This window comes from Saccharothrix obliqua (assembly GCF_019375475.1).
Classification (GTDB): Bacteria; Actinomycetota; Actinomycetes; order Mycobacteriales; family Pseudonocardiaceae; genus Actinosynnema; species Actinosynnema obliqua.
The window spans coordinates 972,723-996,105 of record NZ_JAHXGQ010000001.1; the positions used below are offsets into that span (position 1 = coordinate 972,723).

General features: G+C 70.0%; 24 protein-coding genes. 19 read left to right on the top strand and 5 right to left on the bottom strand.

The annotated features are described in order from the left end of the window. Nucleotides 1-42 precede the first annotated feature (42 nt). Nucleotides 43-2,247, top strand: coding sequence for a transcription termination factor Rho (gene rho, locus KZQ38_RS04705; RefSeq protein ID WP_308258239.1), 2,205 nt, complete (start codon nt 43-45; stop codon nt 2,245-2,247). 524 nt (nt 2,248-2,771) lie between these two features. Here rho and KZQ38_RS04710 read toward each other — a convergent pair. Continuing rightward, nucleotides 2,772-3,197, bottom strand: coding sequence for a hypothetical protein (locus KZQ38_RS04710; protein ID WP_219438700.1), 426 nt, complete (start codon nt 3,195-3,197; stop codon nt 2,772-2,774). A gap of 367 nt (nt 3,198-3,564) precedes the next feature. Here KZQ38_RS04710 and rpmE point away from each other — a divergent pair, with 367 nt between their 5' ends. The 15 genes from rpmE (at nt 3,565) to atpD (ending at nt 18,037) form a co-directional block, all read left to right on the top strand. Next, on the top strand, nt 3,565-3,780 hold the full coding sequence (gene rpmE, locus KZQ38_RS04715) for a 50S ribosomal protein L31 (protein ID WP_219438702.1): 216 nt from the start codon (nt 3,565-3,567) through the stop codon (nt 3,778-3,780). 88 nt (nt 3,781-3,868) lie between these two features. Next, nucleotides 3,869-4,924: a peptide chain release factor 1 gene (prfA, locus tag KZQ38_RS04720; RefSeq protein ID WP_219438704.1), complete on the top strand. Its 1,056-nt coding sequence runs from the start codon at nt 3,869-3,871 to the stop codon at nt 4,922-4,924. Between the two features lie 249 nt (nt 4,925-5,173). After that, a complete protein-coding gene (locus KZQ38_RS04725; protein WP_372452204.1) occupies nt 5,174-6,244 on the top strand; it encodes an acyl-CoA thioesterase/bile acid-CoA:amino acid N-acyltransferase family protein in 1,071 nt (356 codons plus the stop codon). A gap of 10 nt (nt 6,245-6,254) precedes the next feature. After that, nucleotides 6,255-7,640 carry a dihydrolipoyl dehydrogenase gene (lpdA, locus tag KZQ38_RS04730; protein WP_219438708.1) on the top strand — a complete coding sequence of 462 codons (1,386 nt, stop codon included), beginning with the start codon at nt 6,255-6,257 and terminating at the stop codon, nt 7,638-7,640. A gap of 21 nt (nt 7,641-7,661) precedes the next feature. Then, nucleotides 7,662-8,525: a peptide chain release factor N(5)-glutamine methyltransferase gene (prmC, locus tag KZQ38_RS04735; protein WP_219438710.1), complete on the top strand. Its 864-nt coding sequence runs from the start codon at nt 7,662-7,664 to the stop codon at nt 8,523-8,525. Between the two features lie 170 nt (nt 8,526-8,695). Then, complete coding sequence (locus KZQ38_RS04740) at nt 8,696-9,346, top strand: L-threonylcarbamoyladenylate synthase (protein ID WP_219438712.1); 651 nt, start codon at nt 8,696-8,698, stop codon at nt 9,344-9,346. Nucleotides 9,347-9,416: 70 nt separating this feature from the next. Continuing rightward, on the top strand, nt 9,417-10,595 hold the full coding sequence (locus KZQ38_RS04745) for a glycosyltransferase family 4 protein (RefSeq protein ID WP_219438714.1): 1,179 nt from the start codon (nt 9,417-9,419) through the stop codon (nt 10,593-10,595). Between the two features lie 290 nt (nt 10,596-10,885). Continuing rightward, complete coding sequence (locus KZQ38_RS04750) at nt 10,886-11,323, top strand: Cg1360 family ATP-synthase-associated protein (protein WP_219438716.1); 438 nt, start codon at nt 10,886-10,888, stop codon at nt 11,321-11,323. 149 nt (nt 11,324-11,472) lie between these two features. Then, the gene (atpB, locus tag KZQ38_RS04755; protein ID WP_219438718.1) at nt 11,473-12,252 is read left to right on the top strand and encodes a F0F1 ATP synthase subunit A; all 780 of its coding nucleotides are present in this window, start codon (nt 11,473-11,475) and stop codon (nt 12,250-12,252) included. A gap of 61 nt (nt 12,253-12,313) precedes the next feature. Then, the gene (locus KZQ38_RS04760; protein ID WP_219438720.1) at nt 12,314-12,565 is read left to right on the top strand and encodes an ATP synthase subunit C-like protein; all 252 of its coding nucleotides are present in this window, start codon (nt 12,314-12,316) and stop codon (nt 12,563-12,565) included. Between the two features lie 29 nt (nt 12,566-12,594). Beyond that, entirely contained in the window at nt 12,595-13,143 is a 549-nt protein-coding gene (locus KZQ38_RS04765; protein ID WP_308258240.1) for a F0F1 ATP synthase subunit B, read from the top strand. A 10-nt stretch (nt 13,144-13,153) separates the two neighbouring features. After that, on the top strand, nt 13,154-13,981 hold the full coding sequence (locus tag KZQ38_RS04770) for a F0F1 ATP synthase subunit delta (RefSeq protein WP_219438722.1): 828 nt from the start codon (nt 13,154-13,156) through the stop codon (nt 13,979-13,981). Between the two features lie 61 nt (nt 13,982-14,042). Further along, nucleotides 14,043-15,689 (top strand): F0F1 ATP synthase subunit alpha, encoded by a 1,647-nt coding sequence (gene atpA / locus KZQ38_RS04775; protein ID WP_219438724.1) that lies wholly within the window; start codon nt 14,043-14,045, stop codon nt 15,687-15,689. Nucleotides 15,690-15,696: 7 nt separating this feature from the next. After that, the gene (locus KZQ38_RS04780) at nt 15,697-16,608 is read left to right on the top strand and encodes a F0F1 ATP synthase subunit gamma (protein ID WP_219438726.1); all 912 of its coding nucleotides are present in this window, start codon (nt 15,697-15,699) and stop codon (nt 16,606-16,608) included. Next, entirely contained in the window at nt 16,601-18,037 is a 1,437-nt protein-coding gene (gene atpD, locus KZQ38_RS04785) for a F0F1 ATP synthase subunit beta (RefSeq protein WP_219438728.1), read from the top strand. Before KZQ38_RS04780 ends, atpD begins: the two co-directional genes overlap by 8 nt. Before the next feature lie 123 nt (nt 18,038-18,160). On the opposite strand, the gene KZQ38_RS04790 is transcribed toward atpD, so the two are convergent. After that, on the bottom strand, nt 18,161-18,901 hold the full coding sequence (locus tag KZQ38_RS04790) for an IclR family transcriptional regulator (protein ID WP_308258241.1): 741 nt from the start codon (nt 18,899-18,901) through the stop codon (nt 18,161-18,163). Nucleotides 18,902-19,134: 233 nt separating this feature from the next. On the opposite strand from KZQ38_RS04790, the gene KZQ38_RS04795 reads away from it, so the two are divergent. Both KZQ38_RS04795 and KZQ38_RS04800 read left to right on the top strand, forming a co-directional pair. Continuing rightward, complete coding sequence (locus KZQ38_RS04795; RefSeq protein WP_219438732.1) at nt 19,135-19,500, top strand: F0F1 ATP synthase subunit epsilon; 366 nt, start codon at nt 19,135-19,137, stop codon at nt 19,498-19,500. Between the two features lie 22 nt (nt 19,501-19,522). Further along, a complete protein-coding gene (locus KZQ38_RS04800; protein ID WP_219438734.1) occupies nt 19,523-19,957 on the top strand; it encodes a DUF2550 domain-containing protein in 435 nt (144 codons plus the stop codon). A gap of 392 nt (nt 19,958-20,349) precedes the next feature. Here KZQ38_RS04800 and KZQ38_RS04805 read toward each other — a convergent pair whose 3' ends face one another. Then, nucleotides 20,350-20,931, bottom strand: coding sequence for a cob(I)yrinic acid a,c-diamide adenosyltransferase (locus tag KZQ38_RS04805; protein ID WP_219438736.1), 582 nt, complete (start codon nt 20,929-20,931; stop codon nt 20,350-20,352). 87 nt (nt 20,932-21,018) lie between these two features. Between KZQ38_RS04805 and murA the strand changes: the two genes are divergently transcribed. Next, on the top strand, nt 21,019-22,281 hold the full coding sequence (murA, locus tag KZQ38_RS04810) for a UDP-N-acetylglucosamine 1-carboxyvinyltransferase (RefSeq protein ID WP_219438738.1): 1,263 nt from the start codon (nt 21,019-21,021) through the stop codon (nt 22,279-22,281). 120 nt (nt 22,282-22,401) lie between these two features. On the opposite strand, the gene KZQ38_RS04815 is transcribed toward murA, so the two are convergent. After that, on the bottom strand, nt 22,402-22,974 hold the full coding sequence (locus tag KZQ38_RS04815; RefSeq protein WP_219438740.1) for a DinB family protein: 573 nt from the start codon (nt 22,972-22,974) through the stop codon (nt 22,402-22,404). Nucleotides 22,975-23,003: 29 nt separating this feature from the next. Then, complete coding sequence (locus KZQ38_RS04820; RefSeq protein WP_219438742.1) at nt 23,004-23,291, bottom strand: hypothetical protein; 288 nt, start codon at nt 23,289-23,291, stop codon at nt 23,004-23,006. Nucleotides 23,292-23,383 lie beyond the last annotated feature (92 nt).

A 23,383-nucleotide genomic window follows, 5' to 3' on the forward strand; every position in this document is an offset into this window, starting at 1 on the left:
CTGGGCCGCGTAGGAGGCGCGGTCCGGTCAGGAAGGACATGTGTGAGCAACACTGATGTGCTGAGCAGCGAAGCTCCAGCTGCTCCCAACGCCGCTGCCAGTTCCGGAGCCGAGGAGAACGCTCTGTCCACCCCTTCGAACGGCAGCGCCCCGCCGCGCAAGCGCGCCGGCCTCTCCGGCATGGTGCTCGCCGAACTTCGTGAACTCGCAGGTCAGCTCGGCATCACCGGCACCGCCGGACTCCGCAAGGGCGACCTCATCGCGGCCATCAAGGAGCGTCAGGGCGGCACCTCCGGTCGGGGCAGTGCCGCGACGCCGCCGAAGAAGGACAAGGCCGCCGCCGAAGCGACCGCCGAGGCGCCCGCCCCCACCAGGGCGACCGCTTCGTCGCGCTCGGCAGCGGACCGCGCCGCAACCGGCGCCCAGTCCACCGGCGGCACCCAGGACGGCCAGTCCCAGTCCGGCGCACCCGCCGGCCAGGCGACGACCACCACGCCCGGCCGGCCCGCGGACACCCAGGCAACCGCGCCCACGACCGGCTCCACCACCGGCAGCGACAAGCCGGTGGACAAGCCGACCCAGCAGCAGCTGGACGTGGCCGACCGCCCGGCAGGCGAGGAGGAGGGCAGCCGCCGCAACAGCCGCCGCCGCCGTTCCGCCAACCGCCCGGCCGGCACCCCGGAAACCCAGCCCGCGACGGCCGACACCCAGGCGCAGCCCCAGCAGGACCGCGCCGACCAGCGCACGGACCGCTCGGACCGAGGCGACCGCTCCGACCGTTCGGAACGGGGCGACCGCTCGGACCGCTCCGACCGCGGCGAGCGCTCCGACCGAGGCGAGCGCGGCAGCCGGGACCGCAACCGCAACCGCGACGACCGCTCCGAGAGGGGCGACCGCTCGGACCGTTCCGACAGGTCCGATCGCTCCGACAGGTCCGACAGGTCGGACCGCTCGGACCGCTCGGATCGCAATCGGCAGCACAGCCAGCCGGATGACGACGGTGACGAGGACGGTGGCCGCAGGGGTCGTCGGTTCCGCGACCGGCGGCGTCGTGGTGGTCGTGGCGACGGCACGGGTGGCGGCGCGGACACCGAGGTGCGCGAGGACGACGTCCTGCTGCCCGTCGCGGGCATCCTGGACGTGCTGGAGAACTACGCGTTCGTGCGGACTTCCGGCTACCTCGCCGGGCCGAACGACGTCTACGTCTCCCTCTCCCTCGTCCGCAAGTACGGCCTGCGCCGCGGTGACGCCATCATCGGCGCCGTCCGGCAGCCGCGCGAGGGCGAGCAGCAGCGGCAGAAGTTCAACCCGCTGGTCCGCGTCGACAAGATCAACGGCCTGGACCCGGAGGAGTCGAAGAACCGCCCCGACTTCACCAAGCTGACGCCGCTCTACCCGAACGAGCGCCTGCGCTTGGAGACCGAGCCGCACATCCTGACGACGCGCGTCATCGACCTGGTGATGCCGATCGGCAAGGGGCAGCGCGCGCTCATCGTCTCCCCGCCGAAGGCCGGCAAGACGTCCGTTCTCCAGTCGATCGCGAACGCGATCACGAAGAACAACCCGGAGTGCCACCTGATGGTGGTCCTGGTGGACGAGCGCCCGGAAGAGGTCACCGACATGCAGCGCTCGGTGAAGGGCGAGGTCATCGCCTCGACCTTCGACCGGCCGCCGTCGGACCACACCACGATCTCCGAGCTGGCCATCGAGCGGGCGAAGCGCCTGGTCGAGATGGGTCACGACGTGGTCGTGCTGCTCGACTCGATCACCCGCCTCGGCCGCGCCTACAACCTGGCGGCCCCGGCGAGCGGCCGGATCCTGTCCGGTGGTGTCGACTCGACCGCCCTGTACCCGCCGAAGCGCTTCCTCGGCGCGGCGCGCAACATCGAGGGTGGCGGCAGCCTCACGGTGATCGCGACCGCCCTGGTCGAGACGGGTTCCGCCGGTGACAGCGTGATCTTCGAGGAGTTCAAGGGCACCGGCAACGCCGAGCTGAAGCTCGACCGCAAGATCGCGGACAAGCGCACCTTCCCGGCCGTGGACGTCGACTCGTCCGGTACGCGCAAGGAAGACCTGCTCCTGTCGCCCGATGAGCTGGCGGTCATGCACAAGCTCCGCCGCGTCCTGCACGCGCTGGACAGCCAGCAGGCGATCGACCTCCTGCTGGACCGTCTCCGCAAGAGCCGGACCAACATCGAGTTCCTGATGCAGGTGGCGAAGACGACCCCGGGCGCGGACAACGACTGACGCGCCGGACGGGGCACGGTCGCGCCGTGCCCCGCGCAACGCCAGTAAGAGGAGAGAGCCCCGCCGGCCCGGCGGGGCTCTCTCGCATTTGCGGGTGACGAGGTGGGGGCCGGTGCGGCACGGGAGATGCGGGGCCGGCTGGTTGGTGGTGGTGCGGCGAAGTGAGGGAGTGGCGGTGGGTCGGGCCGGCTGGCCGGCGGTGGTGCGGCAGGCAGGGTGAGATGCGGCGGGGCTGGCCGGCTGGTTGGTGGTGGCGAGGTGGGGCGGGGAGTGGCGGTGGGGCCGGGCTGGGCGGTGGTGCGGTAGGGCGGATAACCGCTCGGGGGCGAGGCGAGGTTGCCGGCAAGTCGTTCCGCGGCTTCGCCGCGCACTCCGGCTCGCTGCGTGTCATCCCCGTATGGCCTGCGCGCCAGCGAACCGCGCTTGGTCAGGGAGGGCAAGCACGCTTTTCGCTTGCCCTCCCTGACCAAGGGTGGTTGTCTTGACCAGGCCATACGGGGATGACACGCAGCCCGCCCTTGATGTCATCCTTGGCGGCCTGCCAAGCGGCGAGCGTCGCTCTTATCTTGTTCGCACCCGGCCTCAGCCGTCCGTCTCCGCTCCGCTATGCACTGCCCCACCAGCAGCAACACCACCGGCACACCCACCGCGACCGCGAGGACGACCGGCACCTTCACACCGTCCACCGCGATCCCGAGCAGCAGCCACCCGCCGAGCCAACCCCACCGCAGCCACACCCGCTGCCACGTGCCACGCCAGGCGACCAGTCCGCTGCCACCGATCCCCACCGCGACCGAAGCGCCGAACAGCGAACTCGACAACCCGATGTCCCGCGGGGCGCCGACGAACAACCCGGCGAGCCCAGTGAGTCCCAGCACAGCGCTGGCGAACAGGAACGGCACAGCCAGCCACGCCACCAACCGCAGCGGGCGTCCGGATACGCACAGCACGGGGGCCAGTTTTCCGGGGCGGGGCCTCCCGTGACCGCTCTCAGTAGTCCAACGGCTACTTCATGCGCCAAATGGTCGATCCGCTACGACAAGCGGCACCACTCTCCGCGCTCCGGGATGTCGCTCCGCGCTCCGGGGCCGCGCTCTGGGGCCGCGCTCCGGCACCGCGCTTCGGGGGTCGTGCTCCGGCACCGTGCTCCGGCACCGCGCTCCGGCACCACACGCCACCCCCCGGGGAACATCCCAGGCGGGTAGTGCGTTTTCACCCATGCAGACCACATCTGGCACACTGTCAGGTCGAGTCCGGCTCCGGTTCACCTCAGGGAACACCGAGGACCCGGCGGCCACCGAAGAGAGGGACAAGACGTTGAAGACCGGCATTCACCCCGAGTACGTGACGACCGAGGTCACCTGCGGCTGTGGGAACACGTTCACCACGCACAGCACGAAGACCTCCGGCTCCATCCACGTCGAGGTCTGCTCGAACTGCCACCCGTTCTACACCGGTAAGCAGAAGATCCTCGACACCGGTGGCCGGGTCGCGCGCTTCGAGGCCCGTTACGGCAAGCGCAAGGGCAAGTAGCTCCACGCACGGCGTCCACCTCCTCCCCGGAGGGGTGGACGCCTTTGTCGTCTTCTCACCCCTTCCGCACCACAGCCGGAGCGCCGCCGTGACACTGGAATCCCTGCTAGCCGAGCACGCCGAGCTGGAGACCAAGCTCGCCGACCCCTCGGTGCACGCCGACCAGGCGGGTGCGCGCAAGCTGGGCAAGCGGTACGCCGAGCTGACCCCGATCGTCCGCACGGCACGCGAGCTGGAGGGCGCGCGCAGCGACCTGGAGGCGGCACGCGAGCTGGCCGCGGAGGACTCGGCGTTCGCGGACGAGGTGGCGGAGCTGACCGAGCGCATCCCGAAGATCGAGGCGCGGCTGACCGAACTCCTCCTCCCGCGCGACCCGCACGACGGGGCGGACGTGGTGCTGGAGATCAAGTCCGGTGAGGGCGGCGAGGAGTCGGCGTTGTTCGCGGGCGACCTGCTGCGCATGTACCTGCGGTACGCGGAGCGCCAGGGCTGGAAGGCCGAGGTGCTGGACGGCACCGACTCCGACCTGGGCGGCTTCAAGGACGTCACGGTGGCGATCAAGTCCCGCGCCGACGGCCCGGACGGCGTCTGGTCGCGGTTGAAGTACGAGGGCGGCGTGCACCGGGTCCAGCGCGTGCCGGTGACCGAGAGCCAGGGGCGCATCCACACCAGCGCGGCCGGTGTCCTGGTCTTCCCGGAGACCGAGGACGTCGAGATCGAGATCGACGAGAACGACCTCCGGGTGGACGTGTTCCGGTCGTCCGGCAAGGGCGGGCAGAGCGTCAACACCACCGACTCGGCGGTGCGCATCACGCACCTGCCGACGGGCATCGTCGTGTCGTGCCAGAACGAGCGCAGCCAGCTCCAGAACAAGGCCCGCGCGATGCAGGTCCTCCAGGCGCGGCTCCAGGCGCTGGCCGAGGAGCGGGCGCAGCAGGAGGCGTCGGACGCCCGCCGCACGCAGATCCGCACGGTGGACCGGTCCGAGCGGGTGCGGACCTACAACTTCCCGGAATCCCGCATCTCCGACCACCGGGTCGGGTACAAAGCGCATAACCTGGATCAGGTCCTGGACGGCGACCTGGACTCCGTGCTCGACGCCCTCGCCGCGGCAGACCGGGCGGAGCGCCTCGCGGGGGGCTGAGCGGAGGGCAGCGTGGCGGAAATCGCAGTCGCTCAACGTGCTCCGCTGGACGCCACGCTGGACGTCCGCGTGCTGGGCTTGCCCGCCGACTCCGAGGCAAGGATCAGGGTCTCCTCCAGGGCTCCAGTCCAGGGGAGCCGAACCGAGGTTCCAGTCCACGGAAGCCGAACCAAAGCTCCAGGCCACAGAAGCCGAACCAAAGCTCCGGACCAAACCGAGGCCCCGGTCCAGGCGAGCCATGCCGAGGCGGTGTTCCGAGCCGACGAGCGCGGCGTGGTGGACCTCGCCAGGCACGCGCCGATCAGCGGCGACTACTCGGGCGTGGACCCGATGGGGTTGTTCTGGTCGATGCGTCCCGGCGAAGCAACCCCGCACCACATCACCATCGAAGTCACCACGAGCACCACCCACCTCCGAACCGAGGTGGAACGCCTCCACATCCCGGACGGCATAACGAGGACCGAGATCCCAGCGCTCTCGGCCACCAAGTTCACCCGATCCGGCGCAAACGCCCCGGGCGTGATCGTCCTGGGGAACCGCGACCGCCCGGAACTGGACGCGGCACTGCTCGCCGGCCACGGCTTCACCACCCTCGCCCTGACGTACTACGGCGACGAGAACACCCCCGAAGACCTCGTGGACGTCCCCCTGGAGCACGTAGCCGCGGCGATCGACCACCTGACCCCCGAAACGACCTCCATCGGCGTCCTGGGCAGCTCAAGGGGCGGCGAACTGGCACTCCTGGCCGCCGCGACCTTCCCCGCCCTCAAAGCCGCCGTGAGCGTCGCGGGCTCGGGCGTGGTCACCCAGTGCATCGGGCCGGGCAAGCGCCTCCTCCAGAAGCTGGACCACGAAGCGGCGGCGTGGACCTACCGCGGTGATCCATTGCCGTACTTGCCATACACGATCCAGGGAAACCTCCGCCACCGCGTGGTGAACGGCGAGCCGATCCCGCTGCGCCTGGCGTACGACCTGTCGGACGGCATCCCGGAGGCGGCCGAGATCCCGGTGGAGCGCATCGCCGGCGGTGTGTTGCTGCTCTCACCCGGTGCGGACGAAACAGCGCCGTCCGCGGCGTTGAGCGAGGTCGCGGAACGCCGCTTGACCGCGCACGCGCACCCGTTCCGGCACGAGCACGTGGTGTACCCGGAGGCAGGGCACCTGATCGCCGGCCCGCCGCACCGGCCGACCACGGCCACCACCGTCCCGGGCCCCGGCGTGCGGCTCCTGACGGGCGGCACGCCCGCCGCGACGGCCGCCGCGCGCGTGGACGCGTGGCGTCGGACCATCGAGTTCTTGTCGGACCAACTGGGCACCTAGTGTGTCGTTCATGAGCGCACACTTTGACGTCGTGGTCCTCGGTGCGGGGCCAGGCGGGTACGTCGCCGCTATCCGGGCGGCCCAGCTCGGGCTGAAGACGGCGGTCATCGAGGAGCGTTACTGGGGCGGGGTCTGCCTGAACGTGGGCTGCATCCCGTCGAAGGCGCTGCTGCGCAACGCCGAGCTGGCCCACCTGTTCCAGCACGAGCAGAAGACCTTCGGCATCCAGGTCGACGGCACCGTCAAGTTCGACTACGGCGCGGCGTTCGACCGCAGCCGCAAGGTGGCGGACGGGCGCGTCAAGGGCGTGCACTTCCTGATGAAGAAGAACGGCATCACGGAGTACAACGGCCGCGGGACGTTCGTGGACGCCAACACCATCCAGGTGGGCGACGAGCGGGTCACGTTCGACAACGTCATCATCGCCGCCGGTGCGACCACCCGCTTGCTGCCGGGCACCAAGCTGTCCGAGCGCGTGGTGACCTACGAGGAGCAGATCCTCTCCTCCGAGCTGCCGGAGAGCATCGTCATCGCCGGTGCGGGCGCGATCGGCGTCGAGTTCGCCTACGTGCTGCACAACTACGGCGTCAAGGTCACGATCGTGGAATTCCTCGACCGCGTGGTGCCGCTGGAGGACGTGGAGGTGTCCACGGAGCTGGCGAAGCGGTACAAGCGGCTGGGCATCGACGTCCGCACCGGCACGCGCGTGGAGTCCATCGACGACAGTGGCCCGAAGGTCCGGGTGACCGTCTCCAAGAACGGCGCCGAGGAAGTCCTCGAAGCGGACAAGGTGTTGCAGGCCATCGGTTTCCAGCCGCGGGTGGAGGGCTACGGCCTGGAGAACACCGGTGTCCGGTTGACCGAGCGCGGCGCGATCGCGGTGGACGGTCGCGGGCGGACGAACGTGCCGCACATCTACGCCATCGGCGACGTGACGGCGAAGCTGATGCTGGCGCACGCCGCCGAGTCCATGGGCATCGTCGCGGCGGAGACCATCGCCGGCGCGGAGACCATGGAGCTGGACTTCGTGATGATCCCGCGCGCCACGTACTGCCAGCCGCAGATCGCGAGCTTCGGCTACACCGAGGCGCAGGCGCGGGAGCAGGGCTTCGACGTCAAGGTCGCGAAGTTCCCGTTCACCGCCAACGGCAAGGCGCACGGCATCGGCGACTCGGCCGGTTTCGTGAAGCTGATCAGCGACGCCAAGTACGGCGAGCTGCTGGGCGGTCACCTGATCGGGCCCGACGTGACGGAACTGCTGCCCGAGCTGACCCTGGCGCAGCAGTGGGACCTGACGGTGCACGAGGTGGCCCGCAACGTCCACGCCCACCCGACGCTCGGCGAAGCGGTGAAGGAAGCGGTGCACGGCCTCGCCGGTCACATGATCAACTTCTGAGGGGCGGGCTAGGCTCACCCCATGACCCGACACCCGCTGCGGCTGGCCGTGCTGGAAGCCGAGCGAATGCTCGCCGCAGCGGGCGTCGAGAGCCCCCGCGTCGACGCCGAACTCCTCGCCGCGCACGTGCTGGGCGTGGAGCGGTCGAGGCTGCCGCTGATCCCGCTGGTGGACCCGCCGGTGGTGGACGCGCTGCACCGGATCGTGCGGGAGCGCGTCACGCGCATCCCGCTGCAACACCTCACCGGCACCGCGCACCTGGCGGGCGTCGACCTCGCCGTCGGGCCCGGTGTGTTCGTCCCGCGCCCGGAAACCGAGCTGCTGGTCGAGTGGGGACTGTCCACGTTGGCCGGTGCGGACCGCCCGGTGGTGGTGGACCTGTGCACGGGCTCCGGCGCGATCGCCCTCGCCGTCGCCCACCGGCTGCCGCGCGCCACCGTGCACGCCGTCGAACGCGACACCGTGGCCCTCGCGTGGGCCCGGCGCAACGCCGATGCACGTGCCGCCGCGGGTGACACGCCGGTCCGGCTGCACGCCGGCGACGTCACCGCGCCGGACGTGCTGCCCGACCTGGAGGGCTCGGTGGACCTCGTCCTGTGCAACCCGCCGTACGTCCCCGAGGGCACACCCGTGCCGCCCGAGGTGGCCGACCACGACCCGCACGCGGCCGTGTTCAGCGGCGCGGACGGCTTGGACGTCATCCGCTCGGTGGTGGGGCTCGCCGCGCGGTTGCTCAAGCCCGGGGGGCACGTCGGCATCGAGCACGACGACACGCACGGCGAGGCGGTCCCGGCCCTGCTCTCCGCTCGGCGGGTGTTGACCGGGGTCCGCGACCACGCCGACCTCGCGGGCCGGCCGCGGTTCGCCACGGCGCGGCGCTCGTAGGCGCCGGCTACCAAGCCGCTCCGAGGCGCCCGGCTACCAAGCCGCTCTGCGGCGCCGGCTACCAAGCCGCTCCGAGGTGCCGGCTACCGAGAGGCTCTGCGGTGCCGGCTGCCCTCCGAGATTGCCGGCGACCAGGAGGCCCCGAGACCCGGTGTGCCAGGATCACTACCGTGAGCACCCTCTACGACTGCGCCGTCCCCGCCGACCGGACAGCCGGTCTCGCCGCCGCCGCCGGAGCGGTGCGGTCGGGGCGCCTGGTGGTCCTGCCCACCGACACCGTGTACGGCATCGGCTGCGACGCGTTCGACGCCAAGGCCGTCCGCTACCTGCTGGAGGCGAAGGGCCGCGGCCCCGACATGCCGGTGCCGGTGCTGGTCGGCTCCTGGTCCACGGTGGACGGCCTCGTGCTGTCCGTGCCGGGGCAGGCACGCGCCCTGATCGAGGCGTTCTGGCCGGGCGGGCTGTCCCTGGTCCTCCAGCACGCGCCGTCGCTGGTCTGGGACCTCGGGCACACCAGGGGCACGGTGATGCTGCGGATGCCGCTGCACCCGGTCGCCCTGGAGCTGCTGCGCGACGTGGGCCCGATGGCCGTGTCCAGCGCGAACAAGTCGGGTTTCCCGCCCGCGTCGACCGCGCAGGAGGCGTGGGACCAGCTCGGCGAGAACGTCGGCGTGTACCTGGACGGCGGGCCGTCGGAGGAGAACGTCGCGTCCACGATCGTCGACCTCACCGGCCCCGAGCCGCTGGTGCTGCGCGAGGGCGCGGTGCCGTTGGCGGACATCCGCGAGGTGCTGGGCGGCGAAGTGGAGGTCGCCCGCTAGTGGATCTTCCCGATCGGAGTAGCGTGGTGCCCGAAGCGTCCGAAACCCCATCCCCGAGGGGCTAGCACCTGTGGGCCCGTTGCCCGAGACCTCGAACGTCCTCCCGGTGCGGGAGTACCTGCTCGTCGCGTTGACCGCCGCCGTCGTCACGTTCCTCCTCGTCGGCCTGGTGCGCGTGCTCGCCTTCCGGATCGGCGCGGTGGCCTACCCGCGCCAACGGGACGTGCACGTCAAACCCATGCCGCGCATGGGCGGCCTCGCCATGTACGGCGGTGTGCTCGGCGGGATGCTGCTGGCGCACCAGCTCCCGGTGCTGCGCGCCGCGTTCGACTTCTCCGACGACCCGTGGGCGGTCATCGCGGGCGGCGGCGTGATCGTGCTGGTCGGCGTGCTCGACGACCGGTTCGAACTGGACTCGCTGACGAAGCTCGCGGGCCAGGTCACCTCGGCGGGCATCCTCGTCCTGTTCGGCCTCCAGTGGTTGTTCTTCTGGGTGCCGTGGGGTGACGGCGACGGCCGCGGCTCGTTGCTCGTGCTGGACCAGAACCAGGGCGCGCTGCTGACCGTCCTGCTCGCGGTCACCATGGTGAACGCGATGAACTTCGTGGACGGCCTGGACGGCCTGGCCGCCGGCATCGGCCTGATCGCCGCGACCGCCACGTGCGCGTTCTGCATCGGCGTGCTGGCGAAGAACGGCGGCGACGTCGGCTCGTACCCGGCCGCGCTGATCGCGGCGACGCTGGCCGGCGCGTGCCTGGGCTTCCTGCCGCACAACTTCAACCCGGCCCGGATCTTCATGGGCGACTCGGGCTCGATGCTGATCGGCCTCATGCTGGCCGCCGCCGTCACGTCGGCGTCGGGCAAGCTGAACTACCGGTCCATCGACGGTTCCGGCCAGTCCATCGAGACCGCCGACCTGCTCGGCCTGCTGTCGCCGCTGCTGGTGGTCGCGGCGGTGTTGTTCGTGCCGATGCTGGACCTGCTGATGGCGGTGGTGCGGCGAACACGGCGCGGTGAGAGCCCGTTCTCCGCGGACAAGATGCACCTGCACCACCGGCTGCTGGAGATCGGCCACTCGCAGCGCCGCGCCGTGCTGCTGATCTACTTGTGGGCCGGTGTGCTGGCGTTCGGCGCGGTGGCGCTGACGTTGTTCGACGCGGCCGTGGTCGGGTGGTGCCTGGCGATCGGGTTGCTGCTCGCGCTGCTGGTGTCGGCGATCCCGAGGTTGCGCGAGGCGCGGCGGTCCTGATCGGTGGGCTCCGCCACCCCGCTGAACCCACCGAGTGAATTAAGACGCACCGCTGCTCGCTCGTGGCGAACATCAAGAGAACACTCGACAACGCACGGTGATCAGGACATAACGCCCATTCGGGGGTGCACGGGACGGGCCCGGATGAGCCGCACGGGCGTCGTCGCTGCCCCGATCACCCCATCCCCGCACCTCCCGGACTTCGCGAAGTAGCGCTCACCCCACCCCCGAGCGTCAGGCCGGACATGAGCGCCGCATACACTCGGTTGCGACCGGTGGGAAGGGGTGACATGAGTCAGGAGTGGACGCACGAGAAGGTCGTCCAGCGGCTGGCGGGTGAGATGTTCCGCAGCCTCATCTGGGTGGCGCTCGGCACCGTAGCCGTCGCCGCGGTGATCTGGACCGTGGTGGCCGGGACCGACGGGTTGATCGGCGCCCTCATCGGCGGTGCGCTGGCCATCTCCTGTTCGCTCATCACGGTCTGGCTGATGCACCGCACCGCCTCGCTGCCCGTGCAGGTCATCATGGTCGCCGCGCTCGCCGGCTTCCTGGCGAAGCTCATCCTGCTCGTGGTGGTGATGGTGCTGCTGAGGAAGTTCCCGGTCCTGCACGTCAACGCGCTGGCGCTGACAATGGCCGCGACCATCGTCGTGGCGACCTTCATGGAGGTCCGCGCTTCCAAGCGGAGCCGCAGTCAGGTGATCATCCCCGCTCCGGGGAACTCCTGATCCAGGCTGGTACGGTGCGCGCGCACGGGACGTCCCTGCTGGATGGGGTGCCTCTCGCGGGCGCGCGCGGTGCGTAAGGTACGTTTGCCCCGATCGTGACGATTCCCCCGGCGGAGTGAACGCCGGCCGGGAGAACCGGAAGGAACACAGTGACCACGTTGGTGCTGGCCGCGGGTGACGAGTTCGTCGCGCCCGGTGTGAAGGACTTCTTTCCCCCACCGATCTTCGGCGAGGTCACCAAGCCGATGGTGCTGGCGGTCTTCTCGATCGTCATCATCGGTGCGTTCTTCCTGCTGGGCTCGCGGAACCTCAAGCTCGTGCCCGGCAAGTTCCAGTTCGTGGCCGAGTCGGTCTACGACGTCGGCCGGAACTCGATCGCCCGCGAGCAGATCGGCGCCAAGGACTTCAAGCCCTTCGTGCCCCTCCTGCTGACCGTGTTCATGTTCGTCCTGGTGAACAACCTGTTCGGCATCGTCCCGTTCATCCAGTTCCCGACGATGTCGCACATCGGTTTCCCGCTGGCGGTCTCGGTCCTGGTCATCTACCCGGTATACCACTTCGTCGGCATCAAGCGGCACGGGTTCCTGCGCTACCTCAAGCACCAGACCGTGCCGGCCGGCGCGCCGTGGTTCGTGCTGATCCTGCTGACGCCGATCGAGTTCTTCCAGAAGTTCTTCCTGAACCCGCTCACGCTGGCGATCCGGGTGTTCGCCGCCATGTTCGCGGGTCACCTGCTGCTGATGGTCTTCACCATCGCCGGCGAGTTCCTGCTGCTCAACGGCGGCATCACCGTTGTGGTCGCACCCGTTGCCTTCGCCTTCGCCATTGCGCTGACCTTCCTGGAGGCGCTGATCATGGTGCTCCAGGCGTACATCTTCGCCCTGCTGTCCGCCAACTACATCGGCGCGGCGCTGGCCGAGGACCACTGAAAAACACAAAGCCTCCGATCCGCGAGCACTCGCGGACCGAGTTGGAAAGGGAACAGCACAAGTGAGCGCTATCGTTCTTGCTCAGGAAGCCGCCAAGGGCGTGACGGACGCCGGTCTGGCCGCGATCGGCTACGGCCTCGCCGCCATCGGTCCGGCCCTCGGCGTCGGCATGATCTTCTCCTCGGTCATCAACGGCACGGCTCGCCAGCCTGAGGCCCGGGGCGTTCTGCTCAGCCTCGCGTGGACCACCTTCGCCCTCGTCGAGGTGCTCGCCCTGCTCGGCTTCGTCGTCTACTTCCTCGCCACCGGCTGACCGTCCGTCCGACGTGTGAGGAGGAAGTTGTGGTGAATTCACTCGTCGTGGCCGCAGAGGGTGGGCAAAACCCTGTCCTGCCGCACACGTCCGAGATCATCATCGGCCTGGTCGCCTTCCTGCTGCTCTTCTTCATCATCAAGAAGTTCGTGTCGCCCAAGTTCGAGGCGCTGTACGCCGAGCGTGCCGCCAAGATCGAGGGCGGGATCGAGAAGGCGGAGCAGGCGCAGGCCCAGGCCCAGGAGACGCTGGAGCAGTACAAGGCGCAGCTGGCCGAGGCCCGTGCCGAGGCGGCCCGCATCCGCGACGACGCGCGCATCGAGGGTGAGCAGATCATCAGCGAGCTGCGGGCCAAGGCGCAGGAGGAGTCCGCGCGGATCGTCGCGCAGGGCCAGACCCAGCTGGAGACCCAGCGTGCGCAGATCGTCGCGGAGCTGCGCGGCGAGCTGGGCAGGCTGGCGATCGACCTGGCCGACCGGGTCGTGGGCGAGTCGCTGGAGGACGAGGTGCGCCGCAAGGGCACCGTCGACCGCTTCCTCGCCGACCTGGACGACACGTCGGCTCCGGCCGCCAAGTGAGGGAACGTCGATGACGCTGCACGCCGCAAGTCGGGACGCGCTGGCCGCCGCTGAACTGCGGTTGCTGGAGGTCCTGGATGGCGCCGGGAACAGCGCCGCCCCGGCCGAGCTGGGTCAGGAGCTGTTCTCGGTGGTCGGGCTGCTGAGCAGGCAGCCCGCACTGCGCCGGGCCCTGGCCGACGCCTCCACCGAGGCGGCCGGTCGCGAGCAGCTGCTCCGCGGCCTGCTCGACGGCAGGGTCTCCGACGGGGCGCTCCAGGTGCTGGCCACGGTCGTCACGGCCCGTTGGTCCAGCCCGCGTGAGCTGGTCGACGGCGTCGAGTCGCTCGCCCGCACCACGCTGCTGGTGCGGGCCGAGCGGGACGGCAAGCTCGACTCCGTGGAGGACGAGCTGTTCCGCCTCGGGCGGATCATCGCCGGCAACCACGAGCTGGAGCTGGCGCTGACCGACCCGGCGGCGCCCGCGGACGGCAAGGTGGCGCTGCTGGACGGCCTCGTCGCGGGCAAGGTGGACGAGACCACCAAGGTCCTGGTCGACCAGCTGGTGCGCGAACCGCGTGGTCAGGGCGTCGTCGGCGGGTTGGCCGACCTCGCGGCGCTGGCGGCCAAGCGGCGCGAGCGCTCCGTGGCCCACGTCCGCTCGGCGGTCGAGCTGGACGCGGGGCAGCGCGAACGCCTCGAAGCCACGCTCACCCGCATCTACTCGCGGCCGATCGCGCTGCACGTCGAGGTGGACCCCGCGCTGCGCGGCGGTCTGGTGATCAAGATCGGCGACGAAGTGATCGACGGGAGCGTGGCCGGTCGGCTGTCGGCCCTGCGCCGCGACCTCGCCGGCTGAACCACCCGGAACCGCGGCCCTCGAAGCCCCTTTCCTTTAACGAAGTGAGAGCAGGAACGACATGGCGGAGCTGACGATCTCGTCGGACGAGATCCGCAGTGCGATCGAGAAGTACGTCTCGACCTACTCCCCGGAAGTCAGCCGGGAAGAGGTCGGCGTCGTCGCGGAGACCTACGACGGCATCGCCATCGTCGAGGGTCTGCCCGGCACCATGACCAACGAGCTGCTGGAGTTCCCCGGCGGCGTGCTCGGCGTGGCCCTGAACCTGGAAGTGCGCGAGATCGGCGCGGTCATCCTGGGCGACTTCGACAAGATCGAAGAGGGCCAGGAGGTCCGGCGGACCGGCCAGGTGCTCTCCGTCCCGGTCGGCGACGGCTTCCTCGGCCGGGTGGTCAACCCCCTCGGCCAGCCCATCGACGGCCTCGGCGACATCGTGGCCGACGACAACCGCGCCCTGGAACTCCAGGCGGCGACCGTCCTGGAGCGCCAGCCGGTGGGCGAGCCGATGCAGACCGGCATCAAGGCCATCGACTCGATGACCCCGATCGGCCGCGGCCAGCGCCAGCTGATCATCGGCGACCGCAAGACCGGCAAGACCGCGGTCTGCATCGACACGATCATCAACCAGAAGAAGGCGTGGGACTCGGGCGACCCGAACCAGCAGGTCCGCTGCGTCTACGTCGCCGTCGGCCAGAAGGGCTCCACCATCGCGGGCGTCAAGGCCGCGCTGGAGGAGGCGGGCGCGCTGGAGTACACCACGATCGTGGCGGCGCCGGCGTCCGACTCCGCGGGCTTCAAGTGGCTCGCCCCGTACACCGGCTCGGCCATCGGCCAGCACTGGATGTACCAGGGCAAGCACGTCCTGATCATCTTCGACGACCTGACCAAGCAGGCCGAGGCGTACCGCGCCATCTCCCTGCTGCTGCGCCGCCCGCCGGGCCGCGAGGCGTACCCGGGCGACGTCTTCTACTTGCACTCGCGCCTGCTGGAGCGCTGCGCGAAGCTGTCCGACGCCATGGGCGGCGGCTCGATGACCGGTCTGCCGATCATCGAGACCAAGGCGAACGACGTGTCGGCCTACATCCCGACCAACGTCATCTCGATCACCGACGGCCAGTGCTTCCTGGAGTCGGACCTGTTCAACGCCGGTGTCCGCCCGGCCGTCAACGTGGGTATCTCGGTGTCCCGCGTCGGTGGCGCCGCGCAGATCAAGGCCATGAAGCAGGTTTCCGGCTCGCTGCGCCTCGACCTGTCGCAGTTCCGCGAGCTGGAGGCGTTCTCCGCGTTCGCCTCCGACCTGGACGCGGCCTCCCGCGCCCAGCTGGACCGCGGCGCGCGCCTGGTCGAGCTGCTCAAGCAGGGCCAATACTCGCCGGTGCCGGTCGAGGAGCAGGTCGTCTCGATCTACCTCGGCACCAAGGGCCACCTCGACTCCGTGCCGGTGGCGGACGTCCGCCGGTTCGAGGGTGAGTTCCTGGACTACGTGCGCCGCAACCACGACGTCATCCTCTCCGGCATCCGCGAGGCGAAGACGTTGTCCGACGACGCCGAGAAGCGCATCGTGGATGCGGTCAACGCGTTCAAGCAGCAGTTCACCGCCTCCGGCGGCGCCAACGTGGTCAACGAGGCGCCCGCGGACGCGATGGACGCCGACAAGGTCGGACACGAGTCGGTGAAGGTCAACCGACCCGCTCCGGCCGAGAAGTGACGTAGGCATGGCGGCACAGATTCGAGAGCTGCGCCAGCGGATCCGGACGGTCAACTCGACCAAGAAGATCACCAAGGCGTACGAGCTGATCGCCACCTCGCGGCTGGCCAAGGCCCAGACGCGGGTGGCGGCCTCGCGCCCGTACGCCGAGGAGATCACCGGCGTGCTCTCCGCCCTGGCGAGCGCGTCGGCCAACCTCGACCACCCGCTGCTGACCGAGCGCAAGGCGCCGAAGCGCGCCGGCGTCATCGTCGTCACCAGCGACAAGGGCATGTGCGGCGGCTACAACGCCAACGTGCTGAAGGCGACCGAGGAGCTGCTCGCGCTGCTGCGGTCCGAGGGCAAGGAGCCGGTGCTCTACGTCGTCGGTCGCAAGGGCGTCGGGTACTACCGGTTCCGCCGGCGTGACATCACGGCCGACTGGACCGGGTTCTCCCAGCTCCCGTACTACGTCAACGCCGCCGAGATCGGCGACGTGGTGGTGCCGGCGTTCCTGGAGGGCACCGAGAACGGCGGCCAGGGCGTCGACGAGCTGCACGTGGTGTACACCGAGTTCCGCTCGATGCTCAGCCAGCAGCCGATCGCCAAGCGCATCGCGCCGATGGAGGTCGAGTACGCCCCGGCCGAGCGCGGCATCCGGTCGGTGTACTCGTTCGAGCCGAACGCGGAAGCGCTGCTCGGCGCGCTGCTGCCCAAGTACGTGAAGACCAGGCTGTTCTCGGCACTGCTGGAAGCGGCGGCGTCGGAGTCGGCGGCCCGGCGGACCGCGATGAAGGCGGCGACGGACAACGCCACCGAGCTGGTGCGCAACCTCAGCCGCCAGGCGAACGCGGCCCGCCAGGCCCAGATCACCCAGGAGATCAGCGAGATCGTCGGTGGCGCCTCCGCGCTTACCGGTGGCGCAGGAAGTGATGAGTGACATGAGTGCTACTGCCACCACCACCCGCACCGGCCGTGTGGTCCGGGTGATTGGCGCCGTCGTCGACGTGGAGTTCCCGCGCGACGCGGTCCCCGAGTTGTTCAACGCCTTGCACGTCGAGATCACCTACGAAGCGGTGGCCAAGACGCTGACCCTGGAGGTCGCCCAGCACCTGGGTGACAACCTGGTCCGCACCATCTCCATGCAGCCGACCGACGGCCTGGTGCGCGGCGCGACCGTGTCCGACACCGGCAGCGCCATCAAGGTGCCCGTCGGCGACGTCGTCAAGGGCCACGTGTTCAACGCGCTGGGCGACTGCCTGGACTCGCCGGGCCTCGGCCGCGACGGCGAGCAGTGGGAGATCCACCGCAAGGCCCCCGCGTTCGACCAGCTGGAGGGCAAGACCGAGATCCTGGAAACGGGCATCAAGGTCATCGACCTCCTCACCCCGTACGTCAAGGGCGGCAAGATCGGCCTGTTCGGCGGCGCGGGCGTGGGCAAGACGGTGCTCATCCAGGAGATGATCACCCGTATCGCCCGCGAGTTCTCCGGCACGTCGGTGTTCGCCGGCGTCGGCGAGCGCACCCGTGAGGGCACGGACCTCCTCCTGGAGATGGAGGAGATGGGCGTGCTCAACGACACGGCCCTCGTGTTCGGTCAGATGGACGAGCCGCCCGGCACGCGTATGCGCGTCGCGCTGTCCGCGCTGACCATGGCGGAATACTTCCGCGACGTCCAGAACCAGGACGTGCTGCTGTTCATCGACAACATCTTCCGGTTCACCCAGGCCGGCTCCGAGGTGTCGACCCTGCTGGGCCGGATGCCGTCGGCCGTGGGCTACCAGCCGACGCTGGCCGACGAGATGGGTGAGCTCCAGGAGCGCATCACCTCCACCCGGGGTAAGTCGATCACGTCGCTCCAGGCCATCTACGTGCCCGCGGACGACTACACCGACCCCGCCCCGGCGACCACGTTCGCCCACCTGGACGCGACGACGGAGCTTTCCCGTCCGATCTCCCAGAAGGGCATCTACCCGGCGGTGGACCCGCTGTCCTCGTCCTCCCGGATCCTGGAGCCGTCGATCGTCGGCGACGAGCACTACCGGGTGGCGCAGGAGGTCAAGCGGATCCTCCAGAAGTACAAGGAACTCCAGGACATCATCGCCATCCTCGGCATGGACGAGCTGTCCGAGGAGGACAAGGTCCTCGTCGGCCGCGCCCGTCGCCTGGAGCGCTTCCTCGGCCAGAACTTCTTCGTCGCGGAGAAGTTCACCAGCCAGCCGGGGTCGTTCGTGTCGATCAAGGACACGGTCGAGGCGTTCGACCGCGTCTGCAAGGGCGAGTTCGACCACTTCCCGGAGCAGGCGTTCTTCAGCTGCGGCGGGTTGGACGACGTCGAGGCCAACGCCAAGAAGCTCGCCGGCAAGTGAGTTCTGCGCGGGTCTGAGCAACCGCGGAAGCCCGTCCGGTCCCTCGTGGGGTCGGGCGGGCTTTGCGTTGCGGTGGCTGGGTTGCTGTGGTGGCTGGGTTGCTGTGGTGGCTGGGCCGGCGAGTCAGCGCCACCCCAGAGAGCGAGAGATCGCCCTGCCGCACGCCCGGACCGCGGGGACGACGGTGTCGGTCCGGGTTTCCACGGGGACGACGACGGACACGGCGGCCACGACGTCCCCGCGCCGGCCGCGCACGGGAGCCGCGACGGAGTACGTGATCGGCTCGATCTGCCGGTCGGCGACGGCGTAACCGTCGCGGCGCACGGCGGCGAGGACCTCCCGGAGCTTGCCCGCGCTGACGACGGTGTGCCGGGTGTACTGCTTGAGAGGAGCCGCCAGGGCGTCCTCCTGGACCTCGTGCGGCGCGTGGGCGAGCAGGACCAGGCCGACGCCGGTGGCGTGCAGCGGCATCCGCGAGCCCATCCTGGTGAGCACGCTGACGGCGTCCTTGGCCGCCAGGCGCTCCACGTAGACCACCTCCAGGCCGTCCCGGATCGCCAGTTGCACGTTGTGCCGCGTCACGTCGAAGAGGTCTTCCAGGTAGGGCAGCGCGCGGTCGCGGAGGTCGAGGGAGCCGGGGGAGAGCACGCCCAGCTCCCACAGGCGCAGGCCGATCGTGAAGCGGCCCGTCTCGTCGCGGTCCAGCGCGCGCCACGCCACCAGCTCGCGGACCAGGCGGTGCGTGGTGCTCAGCGGCAGCCCGGAGTGGCGGCTCAACTCGGACAGCGTCGCCGTGGGCCGGTCCGCGGTGAACACGGAGAGCAAGGTGAACGCGCGACCGAGGAGCGACTTCGGAACGGGCACGTCGTGGAGTCTCCCACTCGTCGGTGCGGGGTCCACTCGCGACTGCGTGTGGGGCTGAACTGGCCTTAAGGGGTGGGAGGAAGGGCTTGAGCGTGACTCGGCTACCGTTGGAGCGACCACCAGGAGGGTGGTACCGAACGTAGCCGACCGCTGAGGGTGGCTGGTGCGGCGCTCGCTTCGGGTGACCGTTTAGACTGGCGGTGACTACAGCGCCGGGACATAGGGAGATGCGCGTGGCCGAGATGACCGTCCAGCTGGTCGCCGTGGAACGACTCCTGTGGTCCGGGACGGCCACCTCAGTGGTCGCGCAGACGACCGAGGGCGAGATCGGCATCCTCTCCGGTCACGAACCGGTGCTCGGCCAGCTCGTCGAAGGTGGCGTCGTGCGCATCCGCACCGCCGGTGGAGAGCTGGTGACCGCGGCCGTGCACGGCGGGTTCCTGTCGGTGACCGGTGACGGCGTGAGCGTCCTCGCCGAGGCCGCCGAGCTGGCCCACGAGATCGACGTGGAGGAGGCCCGCTCGGCGTTGGCCGACGCGGACGAGGTGGAACGCGCCAGGGCCATCGCGCGGCTGCGCGCCGCGGGTCACTCGGCCTGACGCGGACGAGCGGACAAGCGCCGTGGGGATCGCCGAAGTCGTCGGGGTGGTCCTGTTCGTCGCGGTGGTGGTCCTCGCCTACTTCGCGTGGCGCCGGATCCGCCTGCTTCGCGCCGGTGGTGTGCACGTCGCCCTGCGGACGCGGATCGACGTCAACGGTCGGGGGTGGCACCTCGGTGTCGGCCACTACCGGGGGGACGCGTTCGTGTGGTCCCGGGTGCTCAGCCTGCGCACCGGCCCGGACCGCGTGATCGACCGGGACGGCTTCGAGATCGACGACCGGCGGGAGCCCACGGCTTCGGAGGCGTACGCCATGCCCACGGGTGCGGTGGTGTTGCGCTGTCGTGGAGCGGGTGGGGAGACCGTGGAGATCGCCATGGGGCCGGACGCGTTGACCGGCTTCCTGTCGTGGCTGGAGTCCGCGCCTCCGGGGCGGTCTATTCCCTGGGCGTCTTGAGGACGCGACCGGTTGAAAGCTTAAAAGCGACGCTCGCCGCTTGGCAGGCCGCCAAGGATGACGTGAAGTGCGGGCTGCGTGTCATCCCCGTATGGCCTGGTCAAGACAACCACCCTCGTTCCCAGGGCGCAAACGAAGTGCGTGTTTGCGCCCTGGGAACGAGCGCGGTTCGCTGGCGCGCAGGCCATACGGGGATGACACGCAGCGGGGTGGGGCGTGCGGCGTGGCCGCACACATAGGGGTCGCCGCACACATAGGGGCTGAAGAGGCCGCAGCTGTGCCTTGCCGGGTGCGCGGCCCTGGGTGCACCTCCTCGGGTCCCGTTCGGCCCACCCGGCGGCGACCGGCGGGCTTGCCGAGTGCGTGGGTTGGGGACCTGCGCGTGCGGGTAGTCAGGCGTCGGCGTTGTTGCCGCCGGGTTGCCACAGTACGTCGCCGTCCGGGTTGGCCACTCGCGCGAGGATGAACAGCAAGTCCGACAAGCGGTTCAGGTATTTGGCTGGGAGTGTGCCCGTTTGGTCCGGTTCTGCTTCCACCAAGGACCACGTGCTGCGTTCCGCGCGTCGGGCGATGGTGCGGGCCTGGTGGAGCAGTGCCGCGCCGGGGGTGCCGCCGTTGAGGATGAACGAGTCGAGCTTGCCCAGTCGGGTGTTGAAGTCGTCACACCAGGCTTCGAGGCGGTCGATGTAGGGCTGCGTGACGCGCAGCGGCGGGTACTTGGGGTCCGGTGTGACCGGGGTGCAGAGGTCCGCGCCGACGTCGAACAGGTCGTTCTGCACCTTGCGCACGACCTCGGCGACGTCGTCCGCCAAGTCGCCCAGTGCCAGGGCCACGCCGAGCGCGGCGTTCGTCTCGTCCACGTCCGCGTAAGCCGAAATCCTCGGGGACGTCTTCGGCACGCGGCTGAAGTCGCCGAGGCCCGTGGTGCCGTCGTCGCCCACGCGCGTGTAGATCCTGGTTAGGTGAACCGCCATATCAAGCACTGTAAGGGGCTCCGGGCACTGGCTTGATTCAGTGCGTCCGTACGATTGCGCCCAGTCCCGACAAGAGGAGTTTCCTTGGTGAGCGAGCACTTCCGGGTTCAAGGCGGTGCGCGGCTGGTCGGCGAGGTCGAGGTCGTCGGTGCCAAGAACAGCGTGTTGAAGCTGATGGCCGCCGCGTTGCTGGCGGAGGGCACGACCACCATCACCAACTGCCCGGAGATCTTGGACGTGCCGCTCATGGCCGACGTCCTGCGGAGCCTCGGCTGCGAGGTCGAGCTGGTCGGTGACGTGGTGACCATCACGACCCCCGCCACGTTGAACCACCGGGCCGACTCCGAGGCGATGGGCAAGCTGCGCGCGTCGGTCTGCGTCCTGGGTCCCCTCGTCGGCCGCTGCAAGCGGGCCGTGGTGGCGTTGCCCGGTGGTGACGCGATCGGCTCGCGGCCGTTGGACATGCACCAGAACGGGCTGCGCAAGCTGGGCGCGCACAGCGAGATCGAGCACGGGTGCGTCGTCGCCGAAGCCGAGGGCTTGCACGGCGCGCAGATCTGGCTCGACTTCCCGAGCGTCGGCGCCACCGAGAACATCCTGATGGCCGCGGTCCTCGCGAACGGCACCACCGTCATCGACAACGCCGCCCGCGAACCCGAGATCGTGGACATCTGCGTGATGCTCCAGGAGATGGGCGCGAAGATCGAGGGTGCGGGCACGTCGACCCTCACCGTGCACGGCGTCGAATCGCTGCGCCCGACCGAGCACCGCGTCATCGGTGACCGGATCGTCGGCGCGACCTGGGCCTTCGCCGCGGCCATGACGCGGGGTGACATCACCGTGCGCGGCGTCGACCCGCACCACCTGGACCTGGTGCTGGAGAAGCTGCGGGAGGCCGGCGCGGAGGTCACGACCCTCGACCACGGGTTCCGCGTGGTGCAGGGAGGTCGGCCCCAGTCGGTCGACTTCGTGACGCTGCCCTACCCGGGTTTCGCCACCGACCTCCAGCCGTTCGCGATCGCCCTGTCGAGCGTGTCCGAAGGCACCTCGATGATCACGGAGAACCTGTTCGAAGCCCGGTTCCGGTTCATCGACGAGATGGTGCGGCTGGGCGCCGACGCCCGCACGGACGGCCACCACGCCGTGGTGCGCGGGGTGGAACGCCTGTCCAGCGCGCCCGTGTGGGCCTCGGACATCCGCGCGGGAGCGGGACTCGTGCTGGCCGGTCTGTGCGCCGACGGGTCGACCGAGGTGCACGAGGTGTTCCACATCGAGCGCGGCTACCCGGGGTTCGTCGAGAACCTGAGGAAGCTCGGAGCCACGGTGGACCGTCTGACCGATGATGCCTGATTCCGTCTGATCGATGCCTGGCCCACCCTGATTGGCGCCTGACCCAGCCTGATCGAGTGGTCGACGTCTGGGAGGCCCTGCCCGGCCCCGACCTCCGGGGCCGGGGCGCCGGGCAGCGGTTTACTTGAAGCGCAGGGCGATCCGTTCGAGGTTCGCCACGTAGTTCCGCCACCAGTCACGGTCCTCGTCGGGCAGGTTCGAGGTGCCGGGTCGGTGGCCGACCGCGCCGTCGATCAGCTCCCGCACGATGTCGGCGTGCCCCGCGTGGCGGTGGGTTTCGGTGGCCATGTGGATCAGGATCTTGTGCAGGGTCACCGCCCGGCGCTCCTCCGGCCACCACGGGACGGAGCCCGGCGCGTCCAGGTCCAGCGCCTCGATGGTGGCGTCCGAGTGCGCTTGGACGTGGCGGTAGAAGTCGATCACCGACTCCATCGACTCGGCTTCGGTGGCCCACATGTCCGAGTTCTCCTCGTCCTCGGCCGGGTCGAGCGCCTCCTTGGGGTACGGCCGGCCGAAGACGCCGCCGAAGTAGCCGCTCTCCACGATCGCCAGGTGCTTCACCAGGCCCAGCAGGTTGGTGCCCGTCGGGGTCAGCGGGCGGCGGGCGTCGTACTCGGACAGGCCCTCCAGCTTCCACAGGACGGCGGTCCGGCCCTGGTTCAGGTAGTGGTGCAGCTCGGATTTCAGGCTCATCCGCCGAGGATGCCGGCGGGGTACGACAATCAGCTCAGCAGCAGTTTCGCGTTGGCCACGTCGGCCGGGAACACGAGCAGGCGGTGCGCCCCACCGCGGTGCACGACGTTCGTCCGGATACCTGCGCCACGCAGTCGCCGGGCCAGCACGTCGGCCGCCTCGGGGGTGGGCACCACCGCGACCTCGGTGAGCAACCCGAAGTCGTCCCCGGTGTGGTCGGGCACGCCGCGCCGGTCGTTGCCGAACGCCCAGCGGAGCACGAAACCGAGGGCCGCCAAGACCACGACCAGCAGCAGGACCTGCGAGAGCGCCGTCACCGGACCATGGTCCTCCAGCACCGATTCAGTGAGCAACGGCACGCCGGCGGCCGTGTTACTCGTCAGTACGCTGCGGGGAACGACGTCGTAGG

Excerpts from the sequence above, each read along its gene's own strand:
- lpdA (WP_219438708.1), top strand. The coding sequence starts at position 6,255 with ATGAGCGCACACTTTGACGTCGTGGTCCTCGGTGCGGGGCCAGGCGGG.
- prmC (WP_219438710.1), top strand. The coding sequence starts at position 7,662 with ATGACCCGACACCCGCTGCGGCTGGCCGTGCTGGAAGCCGAGCGAATG.
- KZQ38_RS04750 (WP_219438716.1), top strand. The coding sequence starts at position 10,886 with ATGAGTCAGGAGTGGACGCACGAGAAGGTCGTCCAGCGGCTGGCGGGT.
- KZQ38_RS04770 (WP_219438722.1), top strand. The coding sequence starts at position 13,154 with ATGACGCTGCACGCCGCAAGTCGGGACGCGCTGGCCGCCGCTGAACTG.
- atpA (WP_219438724.1), top strand. The coding sequence starts at position 14,043 with ATGGCGGAGCTGACGATCTCGTCGGACGAGATCCGCAGTGCGATCGAG.
- KZQ38_RS04780 (WP_219438726.1), top strand. The coding sequence starts at position 15,697 with ATGGCGGCACAGATTCGAGAGCTGCGCCAGCGGATCCGGACGGTCAAC.
- atpD (WP_219438728.1), top strand. The coding sequence starts at position 16,601 with ATGAGTGACATGAGTGCTACTGCCACCACCACCCGCACCGGCCGTGTG.
- KZQ38_RS04805 (WP_219438736.1), bottom strand. The coding sequence starts at position 20,931 with ATGGCGGTTCACCTAACCAGGATCTACACGCGCGTGGGCGACGACGGC.
- KZQ38_RS04815 (WP_219438740.1), bottom strand. The coding sequence starts at position 22,974 with ATGAGCCTGAAATCCGAGCTGCACCACTACCTGAACCAGGGCCGGACC.